This window comes from Paenibacillus sinensis (assembly GCF_019904155.1).
GTDB classification, from domain to species: domain Bacteria; phylum Bacillota; class Bacilli; order Paenibacillales; family Paenibacillaceae; genus Paenibacillus_AQ; species Paenibacillus_AQ sinensis.
Genome location: NZ_JAHCMB010000207.1, coordinates 1 through 25,818 on the forward strand (window position 1 = coordinate 1; position 25,818 = coordinate 25,818).

Below are 25,818 nucleotides of genomic sequence, written 5' to 3' on the forward strand. Positions count from 1 at the left end.
ATGCTAAGATAAAATAAATAAGGATCCGTGCTGGAACACGACTCCTTTACAACCCGCTATAAGAGCGGTCGGCGTGCAAAGTGAGATCCACATAAATAGACCGTCATCCTTGACCTGAGGGCGGTCTATTTACGTTTATTGAAGGAAAGAATCAGTATCACCAGTGTTGAGAATTGAATCATCAACATCAGCGTGTCTTTAACCTCCATGGCATCACCTCCCTTCCGGGAGATTAGCCGACCGCCCTTATGCCGTTGTACAACCAACATTATATCAGGGCCATGCACTTCGGTGTATGGTCTTTTTCTGTTACCTCCACTACAATACAGGCATAGACAGATAAGGAGGCACAACAAGGATGAAAGGTCACTATTATAAGCCTTATTGCAAATGCCCGGGACTGAATAAGAAGAAATGCAAGTGCGGCGCCAAGTGGACGTACATAGTCGATTTGGGAAAGAAACCGGATGGATCTAGGAATCAGAAGAAAAAAGGAGGCTTTGAAACTAAGGCAGATGCAGAAGCGGCAGCAGCCATCATCATGGATCAGCATAAACGTGGAGAAGTTCTACCCGGTAAGAAGAAGAAGGAACAGAAAATAAACTGGACTTTCGAAGAACTTGCAAATCGCTGGATGGAAAAGTATCAGACACATGGAAAAACAAAAAAAGACGGAACGATCCGGATTAGAAAAAATGAGATGTCAAACCTCATACTTGTGCTCAAAGATAAAGTGGCACGTGATATTACGGATGAAGATTATCAACAGGCTCTAATCAACCTAAAGGAAGGAAAAGATATAGAAGATATTGAAAAGTCACTGTCTCATAATACATTGAAAGGAATTCATACGACAGCTGGAATGATCTTTGAATACGGACTTAAGTACAATGCGATTACCGTTGACCCCACAGTAGGCGCTTATGTTCCGGACGATGTACGAACGGTTGAGGATATAGAGAATAACAGTGAAATCCCAAAATACCTGGAGAGAGATGATCTGGAGTTGTTCCTAGAAACAGCACGAACATTTGGACTAGAATCTGACTACGAGATTTTCATGACTATTGCGTATACAGGCATGCGTGTAGGCGAACTGTGCGCACTGAATGAAACGAATATCAACATAGAGGAAGATCAAATTAAAATAACCAAGACACTATACAATCCACATAATAACTACAAGAAATTTAAGATTCATACTCCAAAGACAAAATCGTCTATTCGTGATATTGATATCGATCACGAGATTACCAAATTGATTCAGAATGTTATTACGATGAATAGGNTCGTATTTTGCCGAAGAGGACGCTATGCCGGTTATCCAAGAGTCATAAAAAATGTCGAGATACGAATGACGCGGTTACTAGCCATAGCTGGCCTTCCAACTGATCTAACTCCACACTCATTGAGACACACGCATACATCACTGCTTGCTGAAGCTGGAGTAAGTTTAGAACAAATTATGGAGCGGTTAGGTCACGCTGATGATAAGGTAACAAAATCAATTTACCTTCACATTACGAAGACAAGAAAAAAGGAGGCTGCTCAAAAGTTCAGCGAACTGATGAGAAAACCTCCGGAAAATGAGCAAATTGTTACTCAAATGTTACCTAAAGACGATGATGAGCTATTCATCCATTGATATATAAGGGTTTATACCTTACATTACATCATGCCGCCCATTCCGCCCATGCCGCCCATGTCAGGTGCGCCGCCTTTTTCAGGCTCAGGCTTGTCGGCGATTACGGCTTCCGTGGTCAGGAACAGACCGGCTACGGATGCAGCATGCTGCAGCGCGGAGCGCGTTACCTTCGCAGGGTCAACGATACCGGCTTCGATCATGTTCACCCACTCATCGGTAGCAGCGTTGTAGCCGACGCCGATGGCTTCCTTCTTCAGGCGCTCCACGATAACGGAGCCTTCCTGGCCGGCGTTCGCAGCGATCGTGCGGATCGGCTCTTCCAGGGAGCGGAGCACGATGTTCACGCCAGTCTTCTCGTCGCCTACAGCTTCAACAGCTGCTACAGCGCTGTATACGTTAACCAGCGCGGTACCGCCGCCGGATACGATGCCTTCTTCAACCGCAGCGCGGGTTGCGTTCAGGGCGTCTTCGATGCGCAGCTTGCGCTCTTTCAGCTCGGTTTCGGTAGCGGCGCCGACTTTCACAACGGCTACGCCGCCGGCCAGCTTGGCCAGACGCTCTTGCAGCTTCTCTTTGTCGAACTCGGAAGTGGTTTCTTCCAGTTGAGCGCGGATTTGGCTGACGCGTGCCTGGATGTCTTCCTTCGCGCCGCTTCCGTCCACGATTGTCGTGTTCTCTTTCGTTACGCGCACTTGACGGGCGTTGCCGAGCTGGTCAACCGTCGTGCTCTTCAAGTCCAGACCCAGCTTCTCGGTGATCACCTGGCCGCCTGTCAGAGCTGCGATATCCTGCAGCATTGCTTCACGGCGGTCGCCAAAGCCAGGAGCCTTAACGGCAACGGCATTGAACGTTCCGCGCAGCTTGTTCACGATCAGCATAGCTTGAGCTTCGCCTTCGATGTCTTCGGCGATGATCAGCAGCGGACGAGCCTGCTGTACGATCTTCTCAAGCAGCGGCAGGATTTCCTGTGTGCTGCTGATCTTCTTGTCGGTGATCAGGATGTACGGATTATCCAGAACGGCTTCCATCTTGTCCGTGTCGGTAATCATGTACGGGGAAATGTAACCGCGGTCGAACTGCATGCCTTCAACCACTTCAAGCTCCGTCAGGAAGCCGCGGGATTCTTCAACGGTGATAACGCCGTCTTTGCCCACTTTTTCCATAGCTTCAGCGATCAGTTTGCCCACTTCTTCATCAGCTGCGGAGATAGCGGCAACCTGTGCGATGGCTTGGGAATCTTCAACCGGCTTGGCGATGTTCTGAAGCTCGGCAACAGCCGCTTTAACGGCTTTGTCGATACCTTTGCGCAGTCCGATTGGGCTGGCGCCTGCCGTTACGTTCTTCAGACCTTCGCGGATCAGAGCTTGCGCAAGCACGGTTGCGGTAGTCGTACCGTCGCCGGCAACGTCGTTCGTCTTGGTCGCAACTTCTTTAACGAGCTGGGCGCCCATGTTCTCAAACGCATCTTCCAGTTCGATTTCCTTGGCGATCGTTACACCGTCGTTCGTGATGAGCGGGCTGCCGAATTTCTTCTCCAGCACCACGTTGCGGCCTTTCGGTCCAAGAGTTACTTTAACCGCATTAGCCAGAGCATCTACACCGCGGAGCATCGCACGGCGGGCGTCTTCACTGAACTTGATATCTTTTGCCATTATCAAAAAACCTCCCTGTGAATTATAAGTATCGGTACGAAATGCTTATGAACGTCTATCCGGATTAGCCCAGAATCGCGTGAATATCGCTTTCTTTCATAATCAAATATTCCTTGCCTTCATACTTGATTTCAGTTCCCGCATACTTCGAGAAGATCACGCGGTCGCCTTCCTTCACTTCGAGCGGAACGCGAACGCCGTCTTTCAGAGCTCCGCTGCCTACAGCAACTACTTTGCCTTCCTGCGGCTTCTCCTTGGCAGAGTCCGGAAGCACGATACCGAAAGAAGTGGTCTCCTCCTGCTCGATCGGCTCCACCAGTACGCGTTCACCTAAAGGTTTGATCATGAAAAATAGCCTCCTTTTAAATTATGTGGTTTGGCTTGAACACAGAGGTCGAGGAATGCTGCCCATCCTGCGGTGCATTCCGGTTCGTTGAGGATGCCGGCCTTAAGCGGCTTCGGCATATTCCCGTCCTGTTAGCACTCGATACCTTATAGTGCTAACAACAATTTTTATATTACTGAACTTGCCTGCGGATTTCAAGTCCTTTTGCTCTTTTTTCTAGACGAATTTGGAAAAAAACGACCAGGCGGGGGTTGTCCCGGCCGCACTCTCTTTCATTCTATCCACTGCCAGGCAAAATATGCCTGTGTATCCCCGGCGCTCCTGTCAGGCGCGCCCCTCCGCAGTGTACCTGGCTTCAATCGCCGCATCGGCAGCAAGCTGCTTCCGGTACACAACGGACGACAGAAACACGCTGAACTCGTACAGCACCAGCAGCGGCACAGTCACAAGAAAGTCCGAGATGAAATCGGGCGGGGTGATTACCACCGCGATAAAGACCAGCGCGAAATAGGCATAACGCCGCGCCTTCCGCAGCCGCAGCGGGTTCAGAATACGCAGCTTCGTCAGGAACATGACGATCAACGGCAGCTCGAACAGCAGCGCCAGCGGCAGCACCAGATTGAACATGAAGCTGAAATACTGCGCAATCCCGTAGGTTTCTTCAAGTCCCAGATCGCGGGTTACGGCCACCGTGAAGTTCAGCGCCATCGGGAACACGATGTAGTAGCCGAAGAGCAAACCCGCTATGAACAGAAGCAGCGCGTACGGCACATAACGCAGAGCAGCGCTTCGCTCCGCCGGACGAAGACCTGGGCTCACGAACGCCCATATTTGATAGGCGATAAACGGGATCGAGACCGTCAGCGCAACGGCTACGGCGATCTTCATATACATGCCGATTCCGTCCCAGAAGGCAAAAGCATGCAGCACAAAACCCTGCGCCGTCTCGGCATGGACCAGGTATTCATAGACAGGCTTCGCGCAGAACAGGCCGAGAACCAGAGCGGCGGCAAATACGATCAGCACGTAGATGATTCGGCGGCGAAGCTCGGTCAGATGCTCGACAATCGTCATTTCCACAGGTTCCAAGACCAAACCCTCCCTGCACAATCTCTACAAATATACTGTCAAAAAAAGCGCCCTTACCAAGTCCTTAGACTTATATGGGCGCCTTCTCATTCGTGATGCATGGTTCGTACAGCCAGGGCAAGCTTGAATTCAGCGGTGTACGGAGCATTTATTCCGGCTGACGCTTCTCCAGGGAGACAGGCGCATTCTGCGGCACCGCGGAAGCGGCAGGCTCGCTCTTGGCCGGTTCGGAATCAGCAATTATATCGCGGGTTCCTTCCTTGAACTCCCGGAAGGTTCTGCCTACAGCCCGTCCGAGCTCAGGCAGCTTGTTCGGCCCAAAGAGCAGCAGTGCCACGATCACGAGCAAAATAATGCCTGGCGCACCAATACCGTTTAACATGTCGATTCCTCCTTGTCCATTCTTCCGTTCAACCATATGCAACTTCATCATACCATAACCTAAATCACATATCCATTGAATAGGGATGACGGAAAGCTGAACATTGGACCAGGAAATCGCCTTTTACTGTTTGAACTGTCCGGTCACCATCAGCAGCGCCTCCGGCAGCTGGTCCATAACGGCGGCAAGATGCTCATGCACGCCCTTCGGCGTTCCCGGCAGGTTGACGATCAGCGTACGGCCACGGATGCCGGATATGCCGCGAAACAGCATCGCTCCCCGGTTCTTGTGGATGACCGCGCTCCGCATCGCTTCGGGCAATCCCGGCACCTCCCGCTCGATCACCCGCCGCGTCGCCTCGGGCGTTACATCCCGGATCGCCAGCTCGGTGCCGCCGGTCGTCAGCACAAGATCCGCCTGAAAATAATCGGTCAGCTCAATGAGCGCCGCAATGATTTCATCTTCTTCATCCGGAACGATGCGGTACTCGATGATTTCTCCTCCAAGCTCCTCCTCCACCAGTTCGCGGATGACCTGGGCGCTCGTATCCTCCCGTTCGCCTCTGGCCCCTTTGTCGCTGGCCGTCAGGATTGCCGTCTTCCACGCCATAGGCTGGTTCTCCTTCCTCTCTACGATTCATATGTACCTAACGGGAACGGGCATGGCCGTCAATCTTCTCCAAGCCGGTAGTCACCGTTCTTGCCGCCGCTCTTCGAGACAAGCAGCGTCGGCCCAATAACCATGTCCTTCTGCAGAGCCTTGCACATATCGTAGACCGTCAGAGCCGCAGCGGACACGGCGGTCAGCGCCTCCATCTCCACTCCTGTCCGGCCTGTGGTCTTGACTGTGGCTTCTATATATAGTTCATCTTTGTTGTTGTCTGTAAAAACAATATCGATGCCTGTCAGAGGCAGCGGGTGGCACATCGGAATCCAGTCGGAGGTCTTCTTCGCGGCCATGATGCCGGCCACCTGGGCGACCGCAAGCACATCGCCTTTGCCGATAGTGCCCTCTTTGATCGCGGCCAGCGTATCCGGCGCCATCTTCACCTGGCTTCGGGCGGCTGCGATGCGGCTTGTCATTTCCTTGCCGCTGACATCGACCATCCGGGCTCGTCCCTGCTCGTTAAAATGAGTCATTTCCATTAGCCGCCGTCCCTTTCCTTCCTTCGGCAGTCCACAATTCCGTCCTCGGTGATCAGAAAATCCATGAACGCATCATGAGCATCCATAGGCACCTCGGGAATTAGCTGCGCAGCGTAAGCCAGTCCGATCCAGACCGTGCTTGCTTCGCCGGTTCCGCCGTTGTCCCCTGCCTTAAGGCGCGCAAGGAGCCGATCGTAGTATCCACGGCCGTAGCCCAGCCGGCCGCCCCGTAAATCGAAGGCCAGTCCTGGCACAAAAATGACGGCCGGTCTGACGTCTTCATCCAGTTCAGGCGAATCCGCCGCCGGTTCGAAAATACCGTAAGTCCCTTGGACCAGCTCATGCCAGGAGCCTGTCGGATGCAGCGACAGCGTGCCGGTATCCGAATGGACCCTTGGCAGAATGACATTCCGGCCAGTCTGCCAGCAGCTCTCGATCAGAGGGCGCACATCCAGCTCCGAGCGAATAGGCGCGTAAGCCATCACCGACTCCGCCCCGGCCGTCTCCACGAAGTTCCAGGCATGGCGGCATGCAAGGGCGGAGCGTTCCTGTCTGTCCAAGACGCTCAGGGTTCCCCTTGCGGCACCCGCGGCGGCGCGCAGCTCACGCTTTGAAGCGGCGAGCCGCAGATTACAGTCCGTCACTCTTCCGCCTCCCTAAGCAATTGTTGTCATGGGCAGTAATGCTCTAGATTATCTTCTAGTGTACCACTCTTGTTCAACATTCGCCAAGGGACGCCGGGAACCCTTTGACCTCGCGCAAAAAAGTCTTTTCATGTACACTAGAGTAGGAATAATGGTGCATTCATATAGGTGGGAATAACTTCCCTGTGAGTCCCAGAGGGTGGAGGTTTGCGTTAACTATGCTTCTTCAAGCGACAGGAATTACCAAGCTATACGGCATTCAGCCCGTACTGGAGGGCATCAATCTCCAGGTGAATGAAAAAGAACGGGTCGGACTTGTCGGCGTCAACGGCGCGGGTAAATCGACCCTGCTGAAGATTCTGGCCGGAGAGCTGTCTTATGACGGCGGCCAAATCTATAAATCGAAAGAAACGACCGTCGGCTATCTGGCCCAGAACAGCGGCCTCCAGTCGGACCGGACGATCCAGGCGGAGATGCTGGCCGTCTTCGAGCCGCTGCTCCAGGCGGAGGCCGAGCTTCGGGAACTGGAGAATCGGATCGCCGATCCGGAGGCAGCCGCAGATGAGAAAGGCTACGCCGAGCTGCTGGAGCGCTACGCCCTGCGCTCGGACTGGTTCAAGGATCACGGCGGCTATGAGATGAACACGCGGATTCGCAGCGTGCTGCACGGAATGGGCTTCGGTGAGTTCCCGCCGGATACCCCGATCAATACGCTCAGCGGCGGACAGAAGACCCGGCTGGCGCTGGCCCGCATTCTCCTGCAGGCTCCCGATCTGCTGATGCTGGACGAGCCGACCAACCATCTCGACATCGAGACGCTGACCTGGCTGGAGGATTACCTCCGGGGATACGCCGGCGGCATCCTGGTCGTCTCCCATGACCGGTATTTCCTGGACCGGCTGGTTACGACCATCGTTGAAATCGAGCGTCATCAATCGCACCGCTATACAGGCAATTACAGCCGCTATGTGGATTTGAAGGAAGCCGAATACGAGAGCAAGCTGAAGCAGTACGAGAAGCAGCAGGACGAAATCGCCCGTCTGGAAGAGTTCGTGCAGCGAAATATCGTACGGGCCTCTACCACCAAGCGGGCGCAGAGCCGCCGCAAAATGCTGGATAAGATGGAGCGGATCGACCGGCCGCTCGGCGAGCTGAAGAAGGCCAGCTTCTCCTTCGAGCCCAGCTTCCATTCCGGCCGGGAGGTGCTCCAGGTCCGGGATGTAGCCGTGCGCTTCGGCGACAGCTCGCCGCTGTTCAGGAACGCTTCCTTCGAGCTCCGGCGGGGTGAGACAGCCGCACTGATCGGTCCGAACGGAATCGGGAAGTCGACGCTCCTGCAGTGTCTCATCGGCAGCCGGGAACCGTCCGCCGGAACCGTGAACTGGGGCGCGAAGGTCAAGCTGGGCTATTACGACCAGGAGCAGACCCGCCTGAATCCGCATAACACGGTGCTGGAGGAGCTGTGGAGCGAATATCCGATGCTCGAAGAGGCGCGAATCCGGACCATACTCGGAAATTTCCTGTTCAGCGGCGAGGATGTGCAGAAGAAGGTCTCCGCGCTCAGCGGCGGCGAGAAGGCGCGGGTCGCGCTCTCCAAGCTCATGCTGCGCGGAGCGAATATGCTGATTCTCGATGAACCGACCAACCATCTTGATCTGGTCAGCCGCGAGGTGCTGGAATCGGCGCTGATCGATTTCGAGGGTACGCTGCTGTTCATTTCCCATGACCGCTATTTCCTCAATAAAATGGCGGAGCGCGTGCTGGAGCTTCATCCGGAGGGAATCGACCAGTATCTCGGGAACTACGACGACTATATCGCCAAGAAAAGCGAGCTGGAGGATCTTGCCAGCGAGGCGGAGAGCAGCATGTCTTCTCCTTCGCCCGCCGGAGCGGCCAAGGATATCCAGCCGGCCGACAAAGGCGCCTCTTCATATGAGGCTGACAAACAGGCCAAACGCGAAGAGCGCAGCCGCCAGCGGCGCATATCCGAGCTGGAGAATGCAATCTCGCAGCTCGAGACGGAAATCTCTGAAATCGAGCATGAAATGACGAAGCCTGAGGTATATCAGGATTATATGGCGCTTCAAGGCCATGAGACGGAGCTTAACAGCAAAAAGCAGACACTTGCCGATTATTTCAGCGAATGGGAAAATCTTGCCGAAGAATAATTTTTACACTCCGCATATTCTTTATCCACAAGATTGTCCCCAGATTTCGTGCATAACTGGTACTAAAAAAAGGACCCTCGGGTCCTTTTTTAGGCTTAAAATCGCAGTTCACAGGTGTCAAGTACTTTTTATCCACCGCTTTATCCACATTATCCACATTTTCTTCAGTCTGGCTGTTGATTACTTGTACCCTTAACCAGTGTTCAAAAAAAGGTGCGTAAATTCTGGTTTTACACGTTTTTTACACAAAACTGCCGGAATATGTGGATAACCTTGTCCACAGGTTGACAAATCGCGCCTATATATATCTTTTATTGAACCGGCGTCAGCAGCGCGGCATTGCAGGCGGCAATGTAGGCCAGCCCCGCCGCCATGACGATATCCTGATGAATGGCAGTTCCTCTGTGACGAGCCCCGTTCCACTCCACATCGACGGCCGCTTCGCCATAGGCATCTTCCCCCTTGCCGAGCGAATGCAGCTCCAGCCCCGCGAAAGTGACCTGCTCGTCAATTGCCTGAGAAATGGCCGCAATAACCGCTTCGAGCGGTCCCTCTCCGATGCTCGTGTGGCTGCTCTCGGCACCTGTCACTACATTGCGGACGGTCACCGCCGCCACCCGGCGAGGTGCGCTTCCGGCCAGCACCTGCACATCCCCGAGCTCATATCTGCCGGTAACCCGTCCCGTCGACTGGCTGATCATCTGCAGCAGCTGCTCGTCGCTTACGGTCTTCTGACGGTCGGCCGTCTCCTTGAACACCTCGTACAGCGACTCCAGCTCGCCGGGATCAAGCGAAATGCCGTACTTCGCGGTCCGGTCCTTCAGCGCATGCCGTCCGGAATGCTTGCCGAGAATGATCATGCTGCGCGGAATGCCGAGCTTCTCGGGGTCCATAATTTCATAGGTGCTCCGGTCCTTCAGCAGGCCATCCTGGTGAATGCCGGATTCGTGCTGGAATGCATTCCGTCCGACAACCGGTTTGTTATAGGGGATCGGAAAATGCATCATCTCGCTTACCAGACGCGAGGTCTCGTACAGCTTGCCGAGGACAAGATTCGTCTTCGCGCCCATCGCTTCGCCCCGGGTCTCCAGCGCCATGGCGAGCTCTTCTATCGCACAGTTCCCTGTCCGCTCCCCGACGCCGTTGACGGTCACCTCAATCTGCGAGGCTCCCCCCTCGATCGCGGCCAGGCTGTTCGCAGCAGCCAGCCCCAGATCGTTGTGACAGTGGGCGCTGTAGAGAACCTTGTCGCCGCCTCTTGCGCCTTGACGGACCCGGCGGAACATCTCGCCATATTCATTCGGCAGCGCGTAACCGACCGTGTCGGGCAGATTGATGATCGTCGCGCCCTCCTCAATAACCGCCTCGATCATTTCGATCAGGTCGTCGATACCGGTACGGGCCGCATCCATGGCGGTGAATTCCACAGTGTCGCAGAACTTTCGGGCGTAAGCCGTCATTTCCCTTGCCGTCGCGACAACCTCGGCGCGGCTCTTGCGCAGCTGGTGACGCAGATGGATATCCGAGGAGGAGATGAACAGGTGAATGCGCCGTCTCTCCGCATCCATTGTCGCCTTCACAGCGGCATCAATATCGCCTCTGACCGCCCTCGCGAAGCCGCAGATTTCGGCGTTCCGGATTTGGCGGGAGATCGCCTGCACCGCGGCGAAATCGCCGGGGCTCGATACCGGAAATCCCGGCTCCAGCACATCCACGCCGAGATCCGCCAGCTTGCCGGCGAGGACGATTTTTTGCTCCGGTGTCAGACTCGCTCCCGGTGCCTGCTCACCGTCTCTGAGCGTCGTATCGAAAATTTGGATCGTTCTGCGCTGCGCTTCAATTGGGCTTCTCATGATTCATTCCTCCAATTTTTTTGAACTATAGTTGTACATCAGGACTTCCGCCGAATACAAAAAACCCGCCGTCTCTTCGGTTAAAGAGACGGCGGGTTTCCCCTCCGCGGTACCACTCTTCTTGACGCCTGCTCCGCGGTTCTGCGGAAGCCGGGCGGCCAGCTCATCTTTCCCGCTATAGTCCATCCGCCGATACGCGGCTGAACCCTGACGGGAAAGGTCCGGTAACGGGGACGGGCCGTAGGTCGGCGTACTGCTGCGCGCATCCGGCTCGCCTTCCTCAGTCCCTGATGCGGCCGCACCTGCCGGGACCGGGGAGACGCGGGGCGGCCTTCAAGCCTGTATGGCCTTTGGGCTGCGCGGGTTCCTCCGACACGCTTCCGGGCGAGATTCAAGGGGGATGGCCGCCGCGTTGCACCATTTCCGCGGCTCTCTGACAGACCTTCTTCCCTCTACTGCTCCCGTTCATCGCGTTTGTTCGTTATGTTCAATATCAGTTGTCACGACTCCAACAAAAAAAGCCCGCCGTCTCATCAAGAGACGACAGGCTGTGCCTTCGCGGTACCACTCTTGTTGATCATACGTCTTCCGGTCGCCGGTCAGGCGGCCCGGGAGGGCAGATCCAACTTTGCCACCGCATGAATCGAAGCTGCCAATGCAGATGCTTCTCATGCGGCCGTCCGTTCACGGGGACGACTCGTAGCGGCGTATTCTCCTCCGGCTGTGCACTGCCGGGTGAAGTCATCCCTTGCGCATGTTCCATGCGTACAAGGCTGATCTTCTGTCTTCCGCCGCTCCGCTCCCGGACGAGTTCAGGTTTCCTTCGGCTGCGTCGCACCAACCCGCAGCTCTCTTGATCCCGGAAATATCCCTACTGCTTCCGTTCATCGCGTTTATCCATATGGTTGCTCATGATTATACGCGCTGATCCTCGCGGCTGTCAATAGTTCCCTGAGGCTTCTGTTCCTGAGGTTTGCCAGAACCGACAGACCACTCCTCCAGCGACAAGCCGGGGTCGGCTACCAGATCAAGCGGCGTACCGCCGTCATGCACCCATTTCGGGTAGGCTGCCGCCCCGATCATGGCGGCATTGTCGGTGCAGTAGACGGAAGGCGGAATGATCAGCTCGATCCCTTCCTTGCGGCAGCGTTCCGCCAGAGCTTCCCGCAGGCCGCGATTGGCGGCGACTCCGCCGCAGAGCAGCAGCTGCCGGGCCTTTGTTACGGAGACGGCGCGGACCGCTTTTTCCACGAGGACTTCAACAACCGACTCCTGAAAGCCACGGGCTATTGCCCCCACATCAGGCTCCTGCCCCTTCATCCGGCTCTGATTCACCAGATTCAGCACCGCCGATTTCAGACCGCTCAGGCTGAAGTCGAAGGAATCCGGCTCCAGCCATACGCGCGGCAGCGCCTCCGCCTTCTCCGCCTCGTGAGCCAGCTTGTCCACATGCGGTCCTCCCGGATAGGGAAAGCCGAGCGCCCGGGCCACCTTGTCATAGGCTTCCCCAACGGCGTCGTCCCGCGTGCGTCCGATAATGCGGAAGCGCCCTTCCGATTCCAGACTGACCAGCTCCGTATGACCACCGGAGGCGACCAGCGCCATGCACGGATATTTCAATTCGCCCACCAGACGGCCGGCGTAAATATGCCCCGCAATATGATGAGTTCCGATCAGAGGCTTGTTCCAGGCAAGCGCCAGGCTTTTCGCCGCCACAACGCCGACCAGCAGCGCGCCGACAAGACCCGGCCCCTGTGTAACGGCAACGGCGTCCAGTTCCTCCGGCGTAATTCCCGCCTTCGTCAGCGCCTCCTCCACAATGAGGGTAATAACCTCCACATGCTTGCGCGACGCAACCTCCGGCACAACTCCGCCGAAAGCGCGGTGGGTCTCGATCTGGCTTGAGATGATATTCGACAGCACCTCGCTGCCGTTCCTGACGACTGCCGCCGACGTCTCGTCGCAGCTCGTCTCGATAGCCAATATATAGACAGGCTTGTCTCCGCCCGCTTGATTGCTCATTCCAGTTCCACTCTTCCTTCCTCTATTCCATAACCCTGGTAGGACGGAAGCTCCGCCCACATAATGAGCGCATCCTCCCGGTTGTCGGAATAATAGCCCTTGCGCACGCCTGCGGGACTGAAGCCTTTTTTGCGATACAGATTCTGGGCGACCTCGTTCGTTACCCGGACCTCCAGCGTGATTGACTTCATGCCGAGATAGGAAGCGGTCTTCATCAGCTCGTCCAGCAGGCGATCACCCCATTTCCGTCCACGATAAGCGGCCAGAAGCGCGATATTGGTAACATGCGCCTCATCCACGATCGCCCACATGCCCGCGTATCCGATGATGGCTCCCTCATATTCCATAACCATATATTTGGCAAAATGATTGTGCGTGAGCTCGTTCCGGAACGCTTCCTCCGTCCAGGGCATCGTAAAGGCTTCCCGTTCGATCACCAGAATCGACGGGATATCGTCCAGCTTCATCAGACGGAATTCGAGTCCGTCTTCCCGCTCTTTCGCCGCTTCCGCTTCCGTCATACCGGTTTCACGCCTCCTTTGCCGTTTCGGAGCAGGTTGGCTTCCGCTTCCGCCAGCTGCGTATAATTCGGGATGAGCCCGTGGATGTCATCCTGCTCTCCCCTGGCGATCCGCTCTTCGCCCAGGAAGCCGATCCATCGGCCCTCCAGCTCATACGGCATCGCCGTCCATTCTGCGCGCCCTTCAAGCGGCGCGAGCGTCTCGGCGCGGGCGTGAACTGCCGTCTCGCCGACGAAGAACACCCGGCCCGGCTTCTCCCCCCGGGCCGCCGCCTTCTCCGCGGCCTCGGCCAGGAAGACCGTGAAATCCGCCATCAGGCGGATGCGGTCTTCCTCAAGCCGTCGCGGAGCGGCTCCGGGCACGGCCTCGAACAGGGCCGTGTACACCTGCCCGCGCCGCGCATCCAGCAGCGGCACGATCCAGTCGGGCCCCCCGGCGGGGGCCCCGTCCGTGCCGGCCGCCACGCTGCTGCCGGCTTCTTCCCGCTTGGCGGCGCTCCACCCGCCCCAGGCCAGCGACTGGAGGGTGGATATGCCCACGGCGGGAAGCTTCCAGGCCCAGGCCAGCGACTTGGCGGCCGTCACGGCAATCCGGGTTCCCGTGTAGGAACCCGGACCAAGACCGACGGCGATGCCGTCCAAGGCGCCCGCGCCTCCCGAGTCCTCAAGCGCCCGGCCTATAATAGGGAGCAGATGCACCGAATGGTTGCGCTCGCCCGACGCGTTGATTTCATGCACCACACCGCCGCCTTCTGTTACGGCCACTCCCAGCGTCGCCGTCGCTGTATCCAACGCCAAAAGCCGCTTGCGCGGCCCTTTATTATCATTGTCCATGCTGATTAACCCCACTTCTGTATCAGACCCCGGCAGATGTCCGCATAAGGCTCTCCGGTTCCGGCCACTGTAATTACGCGTTCTTCCGGTCCGGCCGTCTCCAGAAAGATATGCAGATGCCGCTCCGGCATCAGCTCCGCGATCAAGCTGCTCCACTCGACAAGGCAGACGCCCTGTCCGTAGAAATATTCATCCAGTCCCAGCTCGTCCGCCTCCGGAAGAGACAGACGGTAGACATCCATATGGTATAGCGGAAGACGTCCCGCATATTCTTTGATGATCGTAAATGTCGGGCTGCTCACAATGCCCGTTACGCCCAAATGACGGGCGAAGCTCTGCGAGAACGCGGTCTTGCCCGCGCCCAGATCGCCGTCCAGGCCGATCACCCAGCCCTCCCCGGCGGCATTCGCCAGCGATTCCGCCAAAGCCTCCGTATCCCGGAGGCCGCGGGAATGGTAAGTGAACACCGCTTCCGGATTATTCTCCACCCGCAACAACCTTCCTTTTATAAAGGGTAGACGCCAAGTCCACAGACAGCGCCCAAAATTTTGAATACTTTTTATTATATCGGTCCGGTCACTTTCCCGCAACAAAGGAGCAGCGCGGCAGACTCCGGCCCGTCACTGGACGGAAGGCAGTTCCTCCCGCTCTCCGCGCGGCGCAGCCTGTGCTCCGGACGGCTCTTTGTGGGCGAACAGGCTGTGAAGCACCATGCCTCCTATGATGACGGCGATTCCCGCCCAGGATATGAGACTCGGCGCCGGAGAGGACAGAATCAGCATTTCCCCTAGCAGAGCGAACAGCACCTCCAGGGACTGCGTTGCCTCAACAGCGGCAAGACCGGTCATGCTGTGCCGCACCAGATCCGTTGCCCGGAAGAACAGCACCGTTGCGACAATACCCGAGGAGAGCGCAACGAGGAGGGATTGAAACATCTGGCTGCCTGATGGCAGGCCGGAGTCGCGCCATCCAAAGAGGGCGACGAGCAGCCAGAAGGGCATGCTGGCCAGCGTCATGCCGAGTATTCGCTGGAAGACGTCGAGCCGGCCGCCGCAGAGCTCCATCGTCTTCCGGTTGCCGAGCGGATACGCGAACGATGCGATCAGCACAGGCACGATGCCAAGCAGCACCTGGGACTCAGGCAGCTTCTGCGCATGCTCCAGCTGCAGCAGCGCGACTCCGGCGAGAATGATCAGGGACAGCAGAAGTCCGCGCACCGGGATTCGTCCCCGGATATGCTCCGGTCCATTCGCGCCCTGGACACTGGTAATGAACAGCGGGGCGAGCAGAGAGCCGGAGATGATCGTAATCTGCCAGGTTCCGGCGGTCAGCCAGCCGGGTGCGTAAGCGGCCGCGAATGTAATCGGGGCGTAGAACAAGCCGAAGCCGACCGTCCCCCACAGCAGCCAGGCGAGCGGCCGGTCCGCCATCTCCCGGAGCAGCGGCCTCAGCCTTCCACGTCCAGCCACCAGCGCCAGCAGAAAGGGCAGCGTAAAAATGTAGCGGAGAGACGAGCTCCATGCCCAGCTTCCTCCGGATAGCTCCATCCGGCGGTTGAGTACAAACGTTACGGCAAAGAACAGCGCCGAGCAGACGCCAAGCAGTATCGGCTTCACACCTATCACTCATTTCATGTCTTTTTCTCTATAACGGGTTGTTCACGATTATACCGATTATACCAGCATTTCCGGTGAAGACGTGAGATTATCATGCACAGCAAATAGCCCACTGGGAATGATCCCGGGGCTGGTTTATTTTTTACACTGAATGATTCGACCCTGCTGCCGGATTTCCGGGTTAATCGTTACTGCTTCTTAATAAAAGTGAAGCCCCCATCGGGAATTCCTTGTTGGTTCAAATGCTGAAAGACCAGATAGGACTTGATTGTTCCGAGATAGTTCCCGCTGTACAGGTCCTTATTTCCAACCTGCCGGAAACCCGATCCGTCCGGACGTATGGCAAACAGAGCGCCCGCATCTGTATCTTCGGAAGCGACTGTGAAATAAACCCACCCGTCAATAATATCCAAAGGTTCAGACTGCCATCCTTTTAATTTGCGGACAGTCTCCTTGCCATTTTTGAAAAGATGGAGGTAGGAGGTCCGGTTATCGCTGTCTCTTTCTGAAAATACAAATTGATCGGACTCCACATCCCATATATACCCGTTCATGTATACCTCATATGTTGAAAGCTTCTCGGACTTATCATCCTGCTCCTCTTCATAATAGGTGTCTTCATCTGATCTTATATACGTCTCATCGTTAGTTACATCAGACAGCGGTTTGCGCCTAAGTGCAAAGTCTTGGGTGTAGTAATTAAATCCGAAATAGTACTGATAGTGCTGATCCCGCGCTTCCATGCCGGAAGCATTTACCCTCACAGCGTTGTTGCCTTCCATCGACATCCGGTACACTCCAGGCTCTATTGTCAGACTGCTGGTAACATAATAAATGCTGTTATTACTAAAATAGAAGTAGTCAATATTCCCGGTATAGGTCAGTCGGGTCCATGTTTTGACAGGCATATTTAACCGATAGATATCTCCCGACGGGTATCCCGATTGCTTGTCGGGCAGCTTTAAGGCATAAATGCTTTCATAGTTCTCATACAGCACATTCTCATAGCTCCCTTTCATAACTGGATAGGACTTGGTTGTATCAGGGCCCGCTACCGTTTTGTATAATCCTTCGTTCGGCTTCGCCCAGTAAATCGTCAACGGCTCGGCAGGTCTCATGTATGTAACAGGCTTTAGCCGAATCTTCAATTCAGGGGTTAAGTCAGGCAAGGATAAGGGGAAGCTAAAGCCGGTCAGCAAAAACACAGTCACAATGGAGGCAATTGCCAGTACACTCATTCTTGAATGTTTATTCATTTCGTGTCCTTTCGAAGGTTCTTTATATATTTCTTAAGTTAGTTATCGGCTAGACATGAGAGGTTTTCAATAGTTTATCAGTAAAGGGAAATTATAGGCCGTTCATTCCGCGCAAAAAAACCTCTTCCGGCGCTTGCCGCCATCAAGAGGTCTTAAGGTCATATCCGTATCCTTTGCCAAAAAAGATAAGCGAATTTCTACTGTTTCTCCTCCACCAGCCTGTCAACTCCAACCGTCTGCACATTCGTCGGCCGCGAGCCGATCTGAACCGTCGCCATGCCGTTTGCGGCATCCACATGCTCGATCCACACGGGCTGGCCGTCCAGCTGGACGGCGATCATATCCTTGGATGCATAAATATCCTGCGCGCGCTGAACATCCATTGCGATTCCTCCTCATTTTGGTTGAACATCCGGACCGCTTTTTTACTCCGTATCGGCTTCATAGTCATCCGGCGGCGCTCCAAGCGTACGGTCCGGGTCCAGCATATCCGTGCCTGGCAGCACATCGTCATCACGCTCTGCCGCCATCAGCTCCTCCCACTGAACAACCTCTCCCGGTATGCCCGGAAATCCCCATTCATCCCGCTTGATATCATACGATTCCATGAGATTCTTCCCTCCGTTGTTCCTGCCCATATTTCGAAGGTGACGGGCGATGCGGCATTAGCTTGTCCAGAATCCCCCGTTTCTATGCCGGCAAGCGTCATCTCATAAATTCTTCAAGGTGTAAAAAGCTCTGGTCCGCCCATACTAAGCCAAACTGACATAACAGAGGTGGTGATTCCATGCATACTGTCTGGAAAGGCGCAATCAGCTTCGGACTCGTGCATGTTCCGGTCAAAATGTTCTCGGCAACGGAGGACAAGGATGTGTCGCTCCGCTACATTCACAAAGAGTGCGGCAGCCCCCTGTCCTATGTGCGGAAATGCCCGGTCTGCGACAGGGAGGTGGCCTGGGAGGAAATCGGCAAGGGCTATGAATATGAGAAGGGAAAGTTCGTCATCTTCGACAAAGACGAGCTGGATGCCCTGACGGAAGAAAGCACCAAAACGATCGCAATTCTCGATTTCGTGGACCTGAAGGAGATCGACCCGATTTATTTTCAAAAAACGTACTATCTCTCGCCCGATCAGGCCGGCGCGGGAGCTTACGGCTTGCTGATGGAGGCGATGCGCCAGACGGGCAAGATCGGGGTCGCCAAAATTTCGATCCGTTCCAAGAGCAGCCTCGCAGCGATCCGGGTGCTGGACAACTGCCTCTCCATCGAGACGATGTTCTACCCGGACGAAATTCGTCCGGTAACTCAGGTTCCCGGCCTGCCGGAAGCGGCGGCGGTCAGCGACAAGGAGCTGGATATGGCGAAGCTGCTCATTTCCCAGCTGTCCACGCCGTTTGAACCCGGCAAATACACGGATGATTACCGCCAGCGCATGCTGGACCTGATCGCGGGCAAGGTGGCCGGCGAGGAAATCCGCGTGGCACCGGCCCGGGCCGAGGCGAATGTCATCGATCTTATGGCGGCGCTGCAGGCGAGCATCGAGGCCGTTCAGCATATTCCTTCCGATCCCGGGACTCCGGCTGGGGTGGAGGCCAAGCCGCGCAGAACAGGATCGGGTCGCAAAAAAGCCGCCAAGCCTGCTAGCAAGGTTGGGGCGTCTGCCGGCGCAGGCCCGGCGGCGGTCGGCGCCGGAATAGCAGCGGCGGGGACTGCCGGGGCTGGCAGAGGCCTGGCTGCGGGTGCGGGGACTGCCGCGGCCGGCGGAGGCCTGGCTGCGGGTGCGGGAGCTGCGGCGGCTGGCGAAGGCCCGGCTGCGGGTGCGGGAGCTGCGGCGGCCTCCAGCGAGGGCCCTGCCCCGGTAATTGCTCCGAAACCGAAGCGGCGCTCATCCAAGTCGAAGATGACGATCTCGTAAGACGGTACGTTGCGGATGAAATTTCAGCCGATTGTACCGTTCGAGCCCGTGCTCTCCGATCAGCTTCCGGAGGGCGGGCAATGGATTGCCCAGATCAAATGGGACGGCGTGCGGATGCTGTCCTATTTCGACGGAAGCACCACCGAGCTGGTTAACCGCAAAGGCAACAACCGTACCCGCCAATATCCCGAGCTTGCCGATGCGGCCGCCTACTGCCGGGCGAAATCCTGCATTCTGGACGGCGAGGTGATTGCGCTCAAAGAGGGCAAGCCGTCCTTTCATGAGGTGATGCGGCGTGACAGCCTGCGGAGCGAAGCGGCCATCCGGCAGATGGTTCTCTCTCTGCCGGTGCTCTATATGGTGTTCGATCTGCTGTACTGCAACGGAGAGTGGATTATGGACAAGCCGCTCCATGAACGCCAGCGGCTTCTGCAGGACATAGTGCTTCCTCATCCGAATGTGCAGATCGTGCCCAGCTACCGGGACGCTTCCCAGCTCTTTCGCTCCGCGCAGGCCAATGAACTGGAGGGTATCGTCTGCAAGGATGTGAACGGAACCTATTTCCCCGGCGGCAAAGACCGGCGCTGGATCAAGCGTAAAATCATCCTGGATGTGAACGCCGTCGCCGGCGGCTTCACCTTCCGCGATGGAACGGTCAATGCCATTCTGCTGGGGCTATACGACAGCGGCGGCAGACTCCACTATATCGGTCATGCCGGAACAGGCAGATTGACCGTCAAGGATTGGCGGGAGCTGACGGAAATGGCTCCGAATCTCGCATCGTCCTCCATGCCCTTCGCCGCTCTCCCCCAGCGGGCCAAGGGAGCGTTCTGGATCAGACCGGAGCTGGTGTTCAAGATTCACTTTCTCGAATGGAACGCCTCCGGAACGCTGCGGCAGCCAAGCATTCAGGCCAGAGTCGACATCCTTCCTGCCGAGTGCGTGCTGCCGGAAGCTTTTGCGAATAATTAAGGGTTGGAGGAATCGTCGATGCCAACGGTGAAGGGCTCCATCACAATCGAGGGGCAAATCGTCCCCATTACGAATCCCGACAAGCCGCTGTGGCCGAAGCAGGGAATCACCAAAAAGATTTATTTGGAGAAGCTGGCGGCTCTGGCCCCTTTTCTGCTGCACTATCTGAAAGGTCGGCTGTTGACCGTCATCCGGTACCCGCATGGGGTTGAGGGCATGTCTTTTTACCAGAAAAATGCGCCGGAGCCTCTGCCTCCCTACATTCGCACCGCCGAGCACGAGGGAATCAACTACATCACGCTTGACGGACTCCCCGGACTGCTGTGGCTCGGTAATTCCGCTGCTCTCGAATTTCATCCTTCGCTGCATGCAGTAGGAAGCACTTTGCCCTGTGAATGGATGATCGATCTCGATCCTTCGCTTGAGGAAGAACCCCGGATCATGGAAGCGGCCGCTCTTGTCGGCGACGTCCTTAAATCGCTTGGCATCGATTCGGTCCCGAAGACCTCAGGCGCCACGGGTGTGCAGATCATCGTTCCCATCAAGACCGGTGTCACGTTCGACGAGCTGCGGAAGCTGGGGCTATTCGTCGGACAGTATGTGACGGAGCGGCATCCCTCTCTGTTCACACTGGAGCGGCTGAAGAAGCACCGCGGAGATAAAATCTACTTCGACTATCTTCAGCATTATGGAGGCAAAACGCTTGCCGCCCCTTACACGCCCCGTGCGCGTCCGCTGGCAACCGTATCGACGCCGCTGACCTGGGAGGAAGTGCGCAGCGGGGTTTCGCCGGAGCAGTTCCATCTGCTCAACATCGTGGAGCGGCTTCGCCATACCGGCGATCTCATCGCCCTCCTGCCTCCCCAGCCGGTGGAGCGGGTAATCGGGGCGCTGCCTTGAGTCCGGCGTATTTCGTTCCCGAGACATCTTGCTCCCTGGCCCGCCGCCAACCTAACAAAAACCTCCGTCTGCCGCGAAAGGCGCGACCCGGAGGTTTTGTCTTGTGAATCTTTTTTTTCTGAAGAAGCATTTACCTGTGATGAACACGAAGAATAATTGCTCCCGCTCATTTTGAATGACATTAGTGGATGGCTTTCTTCTTGAACCGTCCACCCTTCACATCGTGAATGTTGCCGACAGCGATAAAGGCGTCCGTATCCCAGTCCTCGACAATCGCCTTCATCTTGGCTTCCTCCAGACGGGTGATGACCACGAAGATAACTTTCTTGTTCTCGCCAGAGAAGCCGCCCTCTCCTTCCAGATATGTCACGCCGCGGCCCAGACGCTCCGTCAGCGCTTCGCCGATATCGCGGTATTTCTCGCTGATAATCCAGACCGATTTCGATTGGTCCAGACCTTCGAGCGTCACGTCGATCACTTTAAAGGCGATATAGTACGCGATCAGCGAGAACATGGCGTTATTCCAGCCGAACACAAAGCCTGCGCTGGACAGGATAAACAGATTGAAGAACATGACCACCTCGCCGACCGAGAATGGCATTCTCTTGGAGGCCAGAATCGCGACAATCTCCGTGCCGTCGAGAGAACCGCCGTACCGGACGACCAGTCCCACGCCAACGCCGAGAATAACGCCCCCGAACACGGCGGCCAGCAGCGGCTCGACCGTAATCGGCTGGACCGGATGCAGCAATTGGGTGCCGATCGACATGATGACGACCGCGAACAGCGTGGACAACGCAAAGGTCTTACCGATCTGCTTGTAGCCGATAATCAGAAAAGGAAGATTGAGAAGGGTCAGCAAAATACCGAGGGGAATATGAAAGATATGCGACAGCATAATGGAAATGCCCGTAATGCCGCCGTCGACCATCTGGTTAGGAACTAGAAAAATCTCAAGCGCTACGGCCATCATGCCGGCCCCAATGATCATCATGATCGTTCGCTGAGCCAGCTTTGCCATCTTGACTGTCCCCGATTTACGGGGCTTGTTGGGTCCTTCCTGGACTAGTACATGTGAACTCGTACCCATAAAACTCCCCCTGCCATAATCAAAATTTTATCCTTATTTCTAATAGTATATCACATTGTCATATTCTTTGATGACCCCGTTATGTAAAATTACCTTCCAAATGGTTCCCCGAAGCCTCTCCCTCCTACAGCAATGGCGAGAATACACGGCAAATTTCCTCCCTCAAGTGTTCCATTTTTCCTTTGGAATAGTACCATTCCGTATCGACCGGGTCGCTGTTCTCCAGATCACGCCGGAAAATTTCCGCCAGCTCCTCGATCCGGGTCGGATGCATCAGCACAGCGGATACCTCGAAATTGGCATAGAAGCTTCGCAGATCAAGATTGCCGGTGCCGATCGAAGATAGCATGCTGTCTGCAATCCACATTTTGGCATGGAGAAACCCTTTGCGGTATCGGTAGAAACGGACTCCGTCCTCCAGCAAATCTCCCATATAAGAGAGAGAAGCGCTGTAGACGAGTTCGCGGTCATGTGTGGCCGGAATGATGATCCGCACATCGACACCGCGCAGAACGGCGTTCTTCAAGGCAACACGAATGGCCGGGTCCGGGATAAAATACGGCGTTTCGAGCCAGAACCGCCGCTGCGCGGCGTTCAGGGCTGCGAACAGCATCGTATGCAGAGAATCGCGGTCGCCGTCCGGTCCGCTGGCGATGATCTGCACCCCTTCTTCTCCAATGCAGCAGTGTGCGGGGAAGTGGCGCGGATGGTTCAATCGCTCGCCTGAAGCAAGCTGCCAGTCCCTCAGAAAAATACGTTGCAGCAAAAAGACCGCATCGCCCTCCACCCGGAGCTGCGTATCCCGCCAATATCCCAATTTCGGGTCTTTGCCCAGATACTCATCGCCGATATTGATGCCGCCTGTGAAGCCGACCTTTCCATCGACGACGAGGATTTTACGGTGATTGCGATAGTTGAATCTGCCGGACCGCAGCGCCGGAAGCGGACGCAAAAAGACATGCGTTTCCACCCCGCAGCTGCGCAGCGAGACTATAAAACGGCGATCCAGCGCGTGGCTGCCCAACCCGTCGATGAGCAGGCGGACCTTAACCCCCTGTCTGGCCTTCCGGCACAGACAATCGCGAAATGCTCTGCCAATCTCGTCGTCCCGTAATATGTAGACCTCCAGATGAATATGCTCAGCCGCCGATTCCATCGCTTTCAGCATGGAATCATAGGTTTCTTGTCCATCGATCAATACTTCAGTATGATTGCGCGCCGTGGCGGAACAGCCCGATAATTCCCTCAGCAGATGCAGCAGATCGCTCCGCTCGTACAGCTCCGGATTGGCGGTCTCCTCCGGATCGGTGATCGGACGGCATTTCTCTGTAGCGAGGCAGCCCAAGCGAACCCCTGAGTTGGCGGGAGCAGCATCCCGGAGGCGGCGACGGCTCGCATAATCTCTTCCCAGCGCATAGTAGATAAGCAGAACAAGAGGCGGACAGAAAAAGAGCATACACAGCCAGGCGACCGCTCTCTGGGGACGACGATACTCCAGAAGCAGGACGACCATCCCCTGTATAATAAAGACGGCTAATAGAACGGCCAGTATGACCATGTCTGCGCTCTCCTTCCTCCGCTTCGGCCGCTGCAGGCCGCAAAGCCGGATAAATACAGGATTTGCCGAAACCGTCCACATTTATTCAAGGCAAAGCTTGTCATGATCCTGCTTACGGGCGAATACATAGAATAATAGAACGTGCCATCAAGCAGCGTTCCTCTGCCGGAGCGGCGGTACGGACGCGGGAAGGAGTCACTATGAAAAGTCACTCGGACAAGATTACCCTGTTGGTCGTCAGGGATGCGGAGCGTCCGGTCAAACAGCTCCAGCTCTCCAAGCCCATGGCCCTCGCTCTTCCGGCTGCGGCTATGCTGTCCGTCTCGAGTCTGGTCACCTCTATGTATGTCCATTCCTCCCGCTCCATGCAGGAGCTGGAAGCGGAAGCCGCTGCTTTGTCCGCACGAAATATTCGCCTTGAAGCCCAGGCTGCCGACAGGGAAAGCATCCTGCGGCAGGTTCAGACCGAAGCCGCGAAGATGTCACAGGAAGCGAATACGGTCAGGGAACGTCTGAAAAGCGTCGACGCGCTGGAGCAGAGGCTTCAGGATATGATCAAGAAGCAGGGGGCAGGTACGGGCAAAGCGCCATCCGATGCGAAGAATTCCAAAAGCTCGGCGTCTGCGGCCGTGAAGAGCTCCGGGACCCTTGCGGCGGCCTCGAAGAATGAGACAGTCTCCAGAAAGAGCACGGAGTCCACTAAGGCTTCCGCTTATATCGCACCGTTAGTAGCGCTCAACAAAACTTCAGGCGCTTCGAACTCTCCGGCCCGGAATGATTCCTTGGAAGCTTCGGACGTTTCTTCCACGGTTCAAGCTTCCGGCACCGTTACAGAAGATGCAGCCTCTGCCGGCCTCAAGCACGTTCCCAAGCCGTCCGTAACCGCCAATGCTCTGCAGACGGCAGACACCGCCCGGGACTCCTTATTCGTTCAGTCCTCCCGTCCCGCCTCCCCCAGTGCCATCACGATCCGGATCGGCCTGCTGGAGACCGCTATCGAGCATACCCCGCTGCTTCGGGTAGGCGGAGAATATGTCGCCGTTCACCAAGCGCCCGAGGCTCTGGCTGTCAGCGGGACCCGGGACGAGCTGGCCGAGCTCGGCTCTCAGCTGGAAGAGATGATCACGAGCCTTAACCAGACCCTGCAGGAGGCTCAGGAAGCCAACGCCGCCCGGCTGGAGCAGGCGCTTAGCGAACAGGCGAAGGCTTTCCTCTGGCCGACCTCCTCCCGGACGATTTCCTCCAGCTTCGGCTACCGCACCGATCCGTTCAAAGGAACAGCGGCCTACCACGGCGGAATCGACATTGCAGCTCAGACGGGCGACTTCGTATTTGCCGCCCAGGCGGGAACCGTCATTACCGTCGACCGGACCGCCGCGCGGGGCAATTACATTGTCATTGATCACGGGGGCGGCATCCAGACCTGGTACATGCATCTCAGCGCCGAAAATGTCTCTCCCGGCGACAAGGTCGCCAAGGGGCAGCGGATTGGCGAAGTCGGCAGCACCGGACGAAGCACGGGGCCCCATCTGCATTTCCAGGTGGAGAAGCAGGACAAATTGGTTGATCCTCTATCTTATGTGCAGCCGGATTAATATGACTTTTGCTTGAAGCCAGTGGTTGATTCGATGTTCACTTTCGATTATTAGGAGGGATTCTCATGTGGAATAAAACGGAGAAGGGCCGGGGGCCTGCCGCATCCGACTCGCTGCTGGGTGCAGGTCAAACGCTTGAAGGCAAAATGCAGTGCGAAACCAATCTGCGAATCGACGGCGAGTTCACCGGTGAAATCTGCAGCGGCGGTACGGTAACGGTCGGCGAGACAGGCAGGGTTCATGCGGATATTACCGCAGAAGAAATCATTATTGCCGGGCATGTCTTCGGCGACGTCCGGGCCAAGCGGCGGCTGATCCTCACCTCGACCGGCTGCTTGAACGGGACGGCTGCGGCCAGCCGGCTCTCCATTATGGAGGGCGGCGTACTCAGCGGACTGGTAGACATGGAAACGCCGCCGTCTCCTGCTGGAGCCGGCGGCACATGGGAACGCAAAGATATTCAACAGGAGACGGAATCTGCTGATCATGACAGCTTCGGGCCAAACAAGGCCGCTATCTAGGATGCTGACCGTTACAGGCAGGGTCCGTCCGCATGCTCAGAGCGCCGCAGCCGTCTGCTGCAGCGCTCTGTTTGTGCTGTAACTAGCTGTATTGC

At 56.2% G+C, this 25,818-nt stretch carries 27 protein-coding genes; 7 read left to right on the forward strand and 20 right to left on the reverse strand.

The annotated features are described in order from the left end of the window. Nucleotides 1–125: 125 nt before the first annotated feature. Nucleotides 126–269, reverse strand: coding sequence for a putative holin-like toxin (locus tag KIH86_RS30230; protein WP_223085964.1), 144 nt, complete (start codon nt 267–269; stop codon nt 126–128). A gap of 89 nt (nt 270–358) precedes the next feature. On the opposite strand from KIH86_RS30230, the gene KIH86_RS25500 reads away from it, so the two are divergent. Then, nucleotides 359–1,645: a site-specific integrase gene (locus KIH86_RS25500; protein WP_223110743.1), complete on the forward strand. Its 1,287-nt coding sequence runs from the start codon at nt 359–361 to the stop codon at nt 1,643–1,645. A 23-nt stretch (nt 1,646–1,668) separates the two neighbouring features. Here the strand turns inward: KIH86_RS25500 and groL are convergent, their stop codons facing one another. The 7 genes from groL to KIH86_RS25535 all read right to left on the reverse strand — a co-directional run bounded on the left by groL (nt 1,669) and on the right by KIH86_RS25535 (nt 6,903). Next, entirely contained in the window at nt 1,669–3,297 is a 1,629-nt protein-coding gene (gene groL / locus KIH86_RS25505) for a chaperonin GroEL (protein WP_223085966.1), read from the reverse strand. A gap of 64 nt (nt 3,298–3,361) precedes the next feature. Continuing rightward, the gene (groES, locus tag KIH86_RS25510) at nt 3,362–3,643 is read right to left on the reverse strand and encodes a co-chaperone GroES (protein WP_223085967.1); all 282 of its coding nucleotides are present in this window, start codon (nt 3,641–3,643) and stop codon (nt 3,362–3,364) included. A gap of 324 nt (nt 3,644–3,967) precedes the next feature. After that, nucleotides 3,968–4,717 (reverse strand): twin-arginine translocase subunit TatC, encoded by a 750-nt coding sequence (tatC, locus tag KIH86_RS25515; RefSeq protein ID WP_223086096.1) that lies wholly within the window; start codon nt 4,715–4,717, stop codon nt 3,968–3,970. A 163-nt stretch (nt 4,718–4,880) separates the two neighbouring features. Next, nucleotides 4,881–5,114, reverse strand: coding sequence for a twin-arginine translocase TatA/TatE family subunit (gene tatA, locus KIH86_RS25520; protein ID WP_223085968.1), 234 nt, complete (start codon nt 5,112–5,114; stop codon nt 4,881–4,883). 123 nt (nt 5,115–5,237) lie between these two features. After that, complete coding sequence (locus KIH86_RS25525; RefSeq protein WP_223085969.1) at nt 5,238–5,723, reverse strand: MogA/MoaB family molybdenum cofactor biosynthesis protein; 486 nt, start codon at nt 5,721–5,723, stop codon at nt 5,238–5,240. Between the two features lie 59 nt (nt 5,724–5,782). Next, entirely contained in the window at nt 5,783–6,259 is a 477-nt protein-coding gene (gene moaC, locus KIH86_RS25530) for a cyclic pyranopterin monophosphate synthase MoaC (protein WP_223085970.1), read from the reverse strand. Continuing rightward, nucleotides 6,259–6,903, reverse strand: coding sequence for a 5-formyltetrahydrofolate cyclo-ligase (locus KIH86_RS25535; RefSeq protein WP_223085971.1), 645 nt, complete (start codon nt 6,901–6,903; stop codon nt 6,259–6,261). The genes moaC and KIH86_RS25535 overlap by 1 nt, the downstream gene beginning before the upstream one ends. Before the next feature lie 218 nt (nt 6,904–7,121). Here KIH86_RS25535 and KIH86_RS25540 point away from each other — a divergent pair, with 218 nt between their 5' ends. Then, nucleotides 7,122–9,071 (forward strand): ABC-F family ATP-binding cassette domain-containing protein, encoded by a 1,950-nt coding sequence (locus KIH86_RS25540; protein ID WP_223085972.1) that lies wholly within the window; start codon nt 7,122–7,124, stop codon nt 9,069–9,071. 311 nt (nt 9,072–9,382) lie between these two features. Here the strand turns inward: KIH86_RS25540 and KIH86_RS25545 are convergent, their stop codons facing one another. From KIH86_RS25545 to KIH86_RS25590, 10 genes are all read right to left on the reverse strand, one after another. After that, nucleotides 9,383–10,924, reverse strand: a complete 1,542-nt coding sequence (locus tag KIH86_RS25545) for a 2-isopropylmalate synthase (RefSeq protein WP_223085973.1) — start codon at nt 10,922–10,924, stop codon at nt 9,383–9,385. Between the two features lie 3 nt (nt 10,925–10,927). Continuing rightward, nucleotides 10,928–11,110 (reverse strand): hypothetical protein, encoded by a 183-nt coding sequence (locus tag KIH86_RS25550; RefSeq protein WP_223110744.1) that lies wholly within the window; start codon nt 11,108–11,110, stop codon nt 10,928–10,930. Nucleotides 11,111–11,839: 729 nt separating this feature from the next. After that, nucleotides 11,840–12,946: a tRNA (adenosine(37)-N6)-threonylcarbamoyltransferase complex transferase subunit TsaD gene (gene tsaD / locus KIH86_RS25555; protein WP_223085974.1), complete on the reverse strand. Its 1,107-nt coding sequence runs from the start codon at nt 12,944–12,946 to the stop codon at nt 11,840–11,842. Continuing rightward, nucleotides 12,943–13,467 (reverse strand): ribosomal protein S18-alanine N-acetyltransferase, encoded by a 525-nt coding sequence (gene rimI / locus KIH86_RS25560; RefSeq protein ID WP_223085975.1) that lies wholly within the window; start codon nt 13,465–13,467, stop codon nt 12,943–12,945. The genes tsaD and rimI overlap by 4 nt, the downstream gene beginning before the upstream one ends. Then, nucleotides 13,464–14,300 (reverse strand): tRNA (adenosine(37)-N6)-threonylcarbamoyltransferase complex dimerization subunit type 1 TsaB, encoded by an 837-nt coding sequence (tsaB, locus tag KIH86_RS25565; RefSeq protein WP_223085976.1) that lies wholly within the window; start codon nt 14,298–14,300, stop codon nt 13,464–13,466. The genes rimI and tsaB overlap by 4 nt, the downstream gene beginning before the upstream one ends. A 5-nt stretch (nt 14,301–14,305) precedes the next feature. Continuing rightward, on the reverse strand, nt 14,306–14,788 hold the full coding sequence (gene tsaE, locus KIH86_RS25570) for a tRNA (adenosine(37)-N6)-threonylcarbamoyltransferase complex ATPase subunit type 1 TsaE (protein ID WP_223085977.1): 483 nt from the start codon (nt 14,786–14,788) through the stop codon (nt 14,306–14,308). A gap of 132 nt (nt 14,789–14,920) precedes the next feature. Continuing rightward, a complete protein-coding gene (locus KIH86_RS25575) occupies nt 14,921–15,916 on the reverse strand; it encodes a DMT family transporter (RefSeq protein ID WP_223085978.1) in 996 nt (331 codons plus the stop codon). A 188-nt stretch (nt 15,917–16,104) separates the two neighbouring features. After that, nucleotides 16,105–17,034, reverse strand: coding sequence for a hypothetical protein (locus tag KIH86_RS25580; RefSeq protein WP_223110745.1), 930 nt, complete (start codon nt 17,032–17,034; stop codon nt 16,105–16,107). A 335-nt stretch (nt 17,035–17,369) separates the two neighbouring features. Then, entirely contained in the window at nt 17,370–17,555 is a 186-nt protein-coding gene (locus tag KIH86_RS25585) for an H-type small acid-soluble spore protein (RefSeq protein ID WP_223085980.1), read from the reverse strand. Between the two features lie 42 nt (nt 17,556–17,597). Continuing rightward, a complete protein-coding gene (locus KIH86_RS25590; RefSeq protein WP_223085981.1) occupies nt 17,598–17,780 on the reverse strand; it encodes a hypothetical protein in 183 nt (60 codons plus the stop codon). Between the two features lie 179 nt (nt 17,781–17,959). Here KIH86_RS25590 and ku point away from each other — a divergent pair, with 179 nt between their 5' ends. Genes ku through ligD form a run of 3 tightly spaced genes read left to right on the forward strand, consistent with a single transcriptional unit; the run spans nt 17,960 to nt 20,959 of the window. Then, a complete protein-coding gene (gene ku, locus KIH86_RS25595) occupies nt 17,960–19,087 on the forward strand; it encodes a non-homologous end joining protein Ku (protein ID WP_223085982.1) in 1,128 nt (375 codons plus the stop codon). A gap of 15 nt (nt 19,088–19,102) precedes the next feature. Next, on the forward strand, nt 19,103–20,059 hold the full coding sequence (locus KIH86_RS25600; RefSeq protein ID WP_223085983.1) for an ATP-dependent DNA ligase: 957 nt from the start codon (nt 19,103–19,105) through the stop codon (nt 20,057–20,059). Nucleotides 20,060–20,077: 18 nt separating this feature from the next. Further along, nucleotides 20,078–20,959: a non-homologous end-joining DNA ligase gene (ligD, locus tag KIH86_RS25605; protein ID WP_223085984.1), complete on the forward strand. Its 882-nt coding sequence runs from the start codon at nt 20,078–20,080 to the stop codon at nt 20,957–20,959. A gap of 181 nt (nt 20,960–21,140) precedes the next feature. On the opposite strand, the gene KIH86_RS25610 is transcribed toward ligD, so the two are convergent. Both KIH86_RS25610 and cls read right to left on the reverse strand, forming a co-directional pair. Next, on the reverse strand, nt 21,141–21,980 hold the full coding sequence (locus KIH86_RS25610; protein ID WP_235775607.1) for a YitT family protein: 840 nt from the start codon (nt 21,978–21,980) through the stop codon (nt 21,141–21,143). Between the two features lie 193 nt (nt 21,981–22,173). Beyond that, complete coding sequence (gene cls, locus KIH86_RS25615; protein ID WP_223085986.1) at nt 22,174–23,607, reverse strand: cardiolipin synthase; 1,434 nt, start codon at nt 23,605–23,607, stop codon at nt 22,174–22,176. Nucleotides 23,608–23,807: 200 nt separating this feature from the next. Between cls and KIH86_RS29675 the strand changes: the two genes are divergently transcribed. Together KIH86_RS29675 and KIH86_RS25625 are read left to right on the forward strand one after the other, a co-directional pair. Further along, complete coding sequence (locus tag KIH86_RS29675) at nt 23,808–25,202, forward strand: M23 family metallopeptidase (protein WP_235775603.1); 1,395 nt, start codon at nt 23,808–23,810, stop codon at nt 25,200–25,202. Between the two features lie 65 nt (nt 25,203–25,267). Continuing rightward, nucleotides 25,268–25,723, forward strand: a complete 456-nt coding sequence (locus KIH86_RS25625; protein WP_223085987.1) for a bactofilin family protein — start codon at nt 25,268–25,270, stop codon at nt 25,721–25,723. The last annotated feature ends 95 nt before the right edge of the window (nt 25,724–25,818 follow it).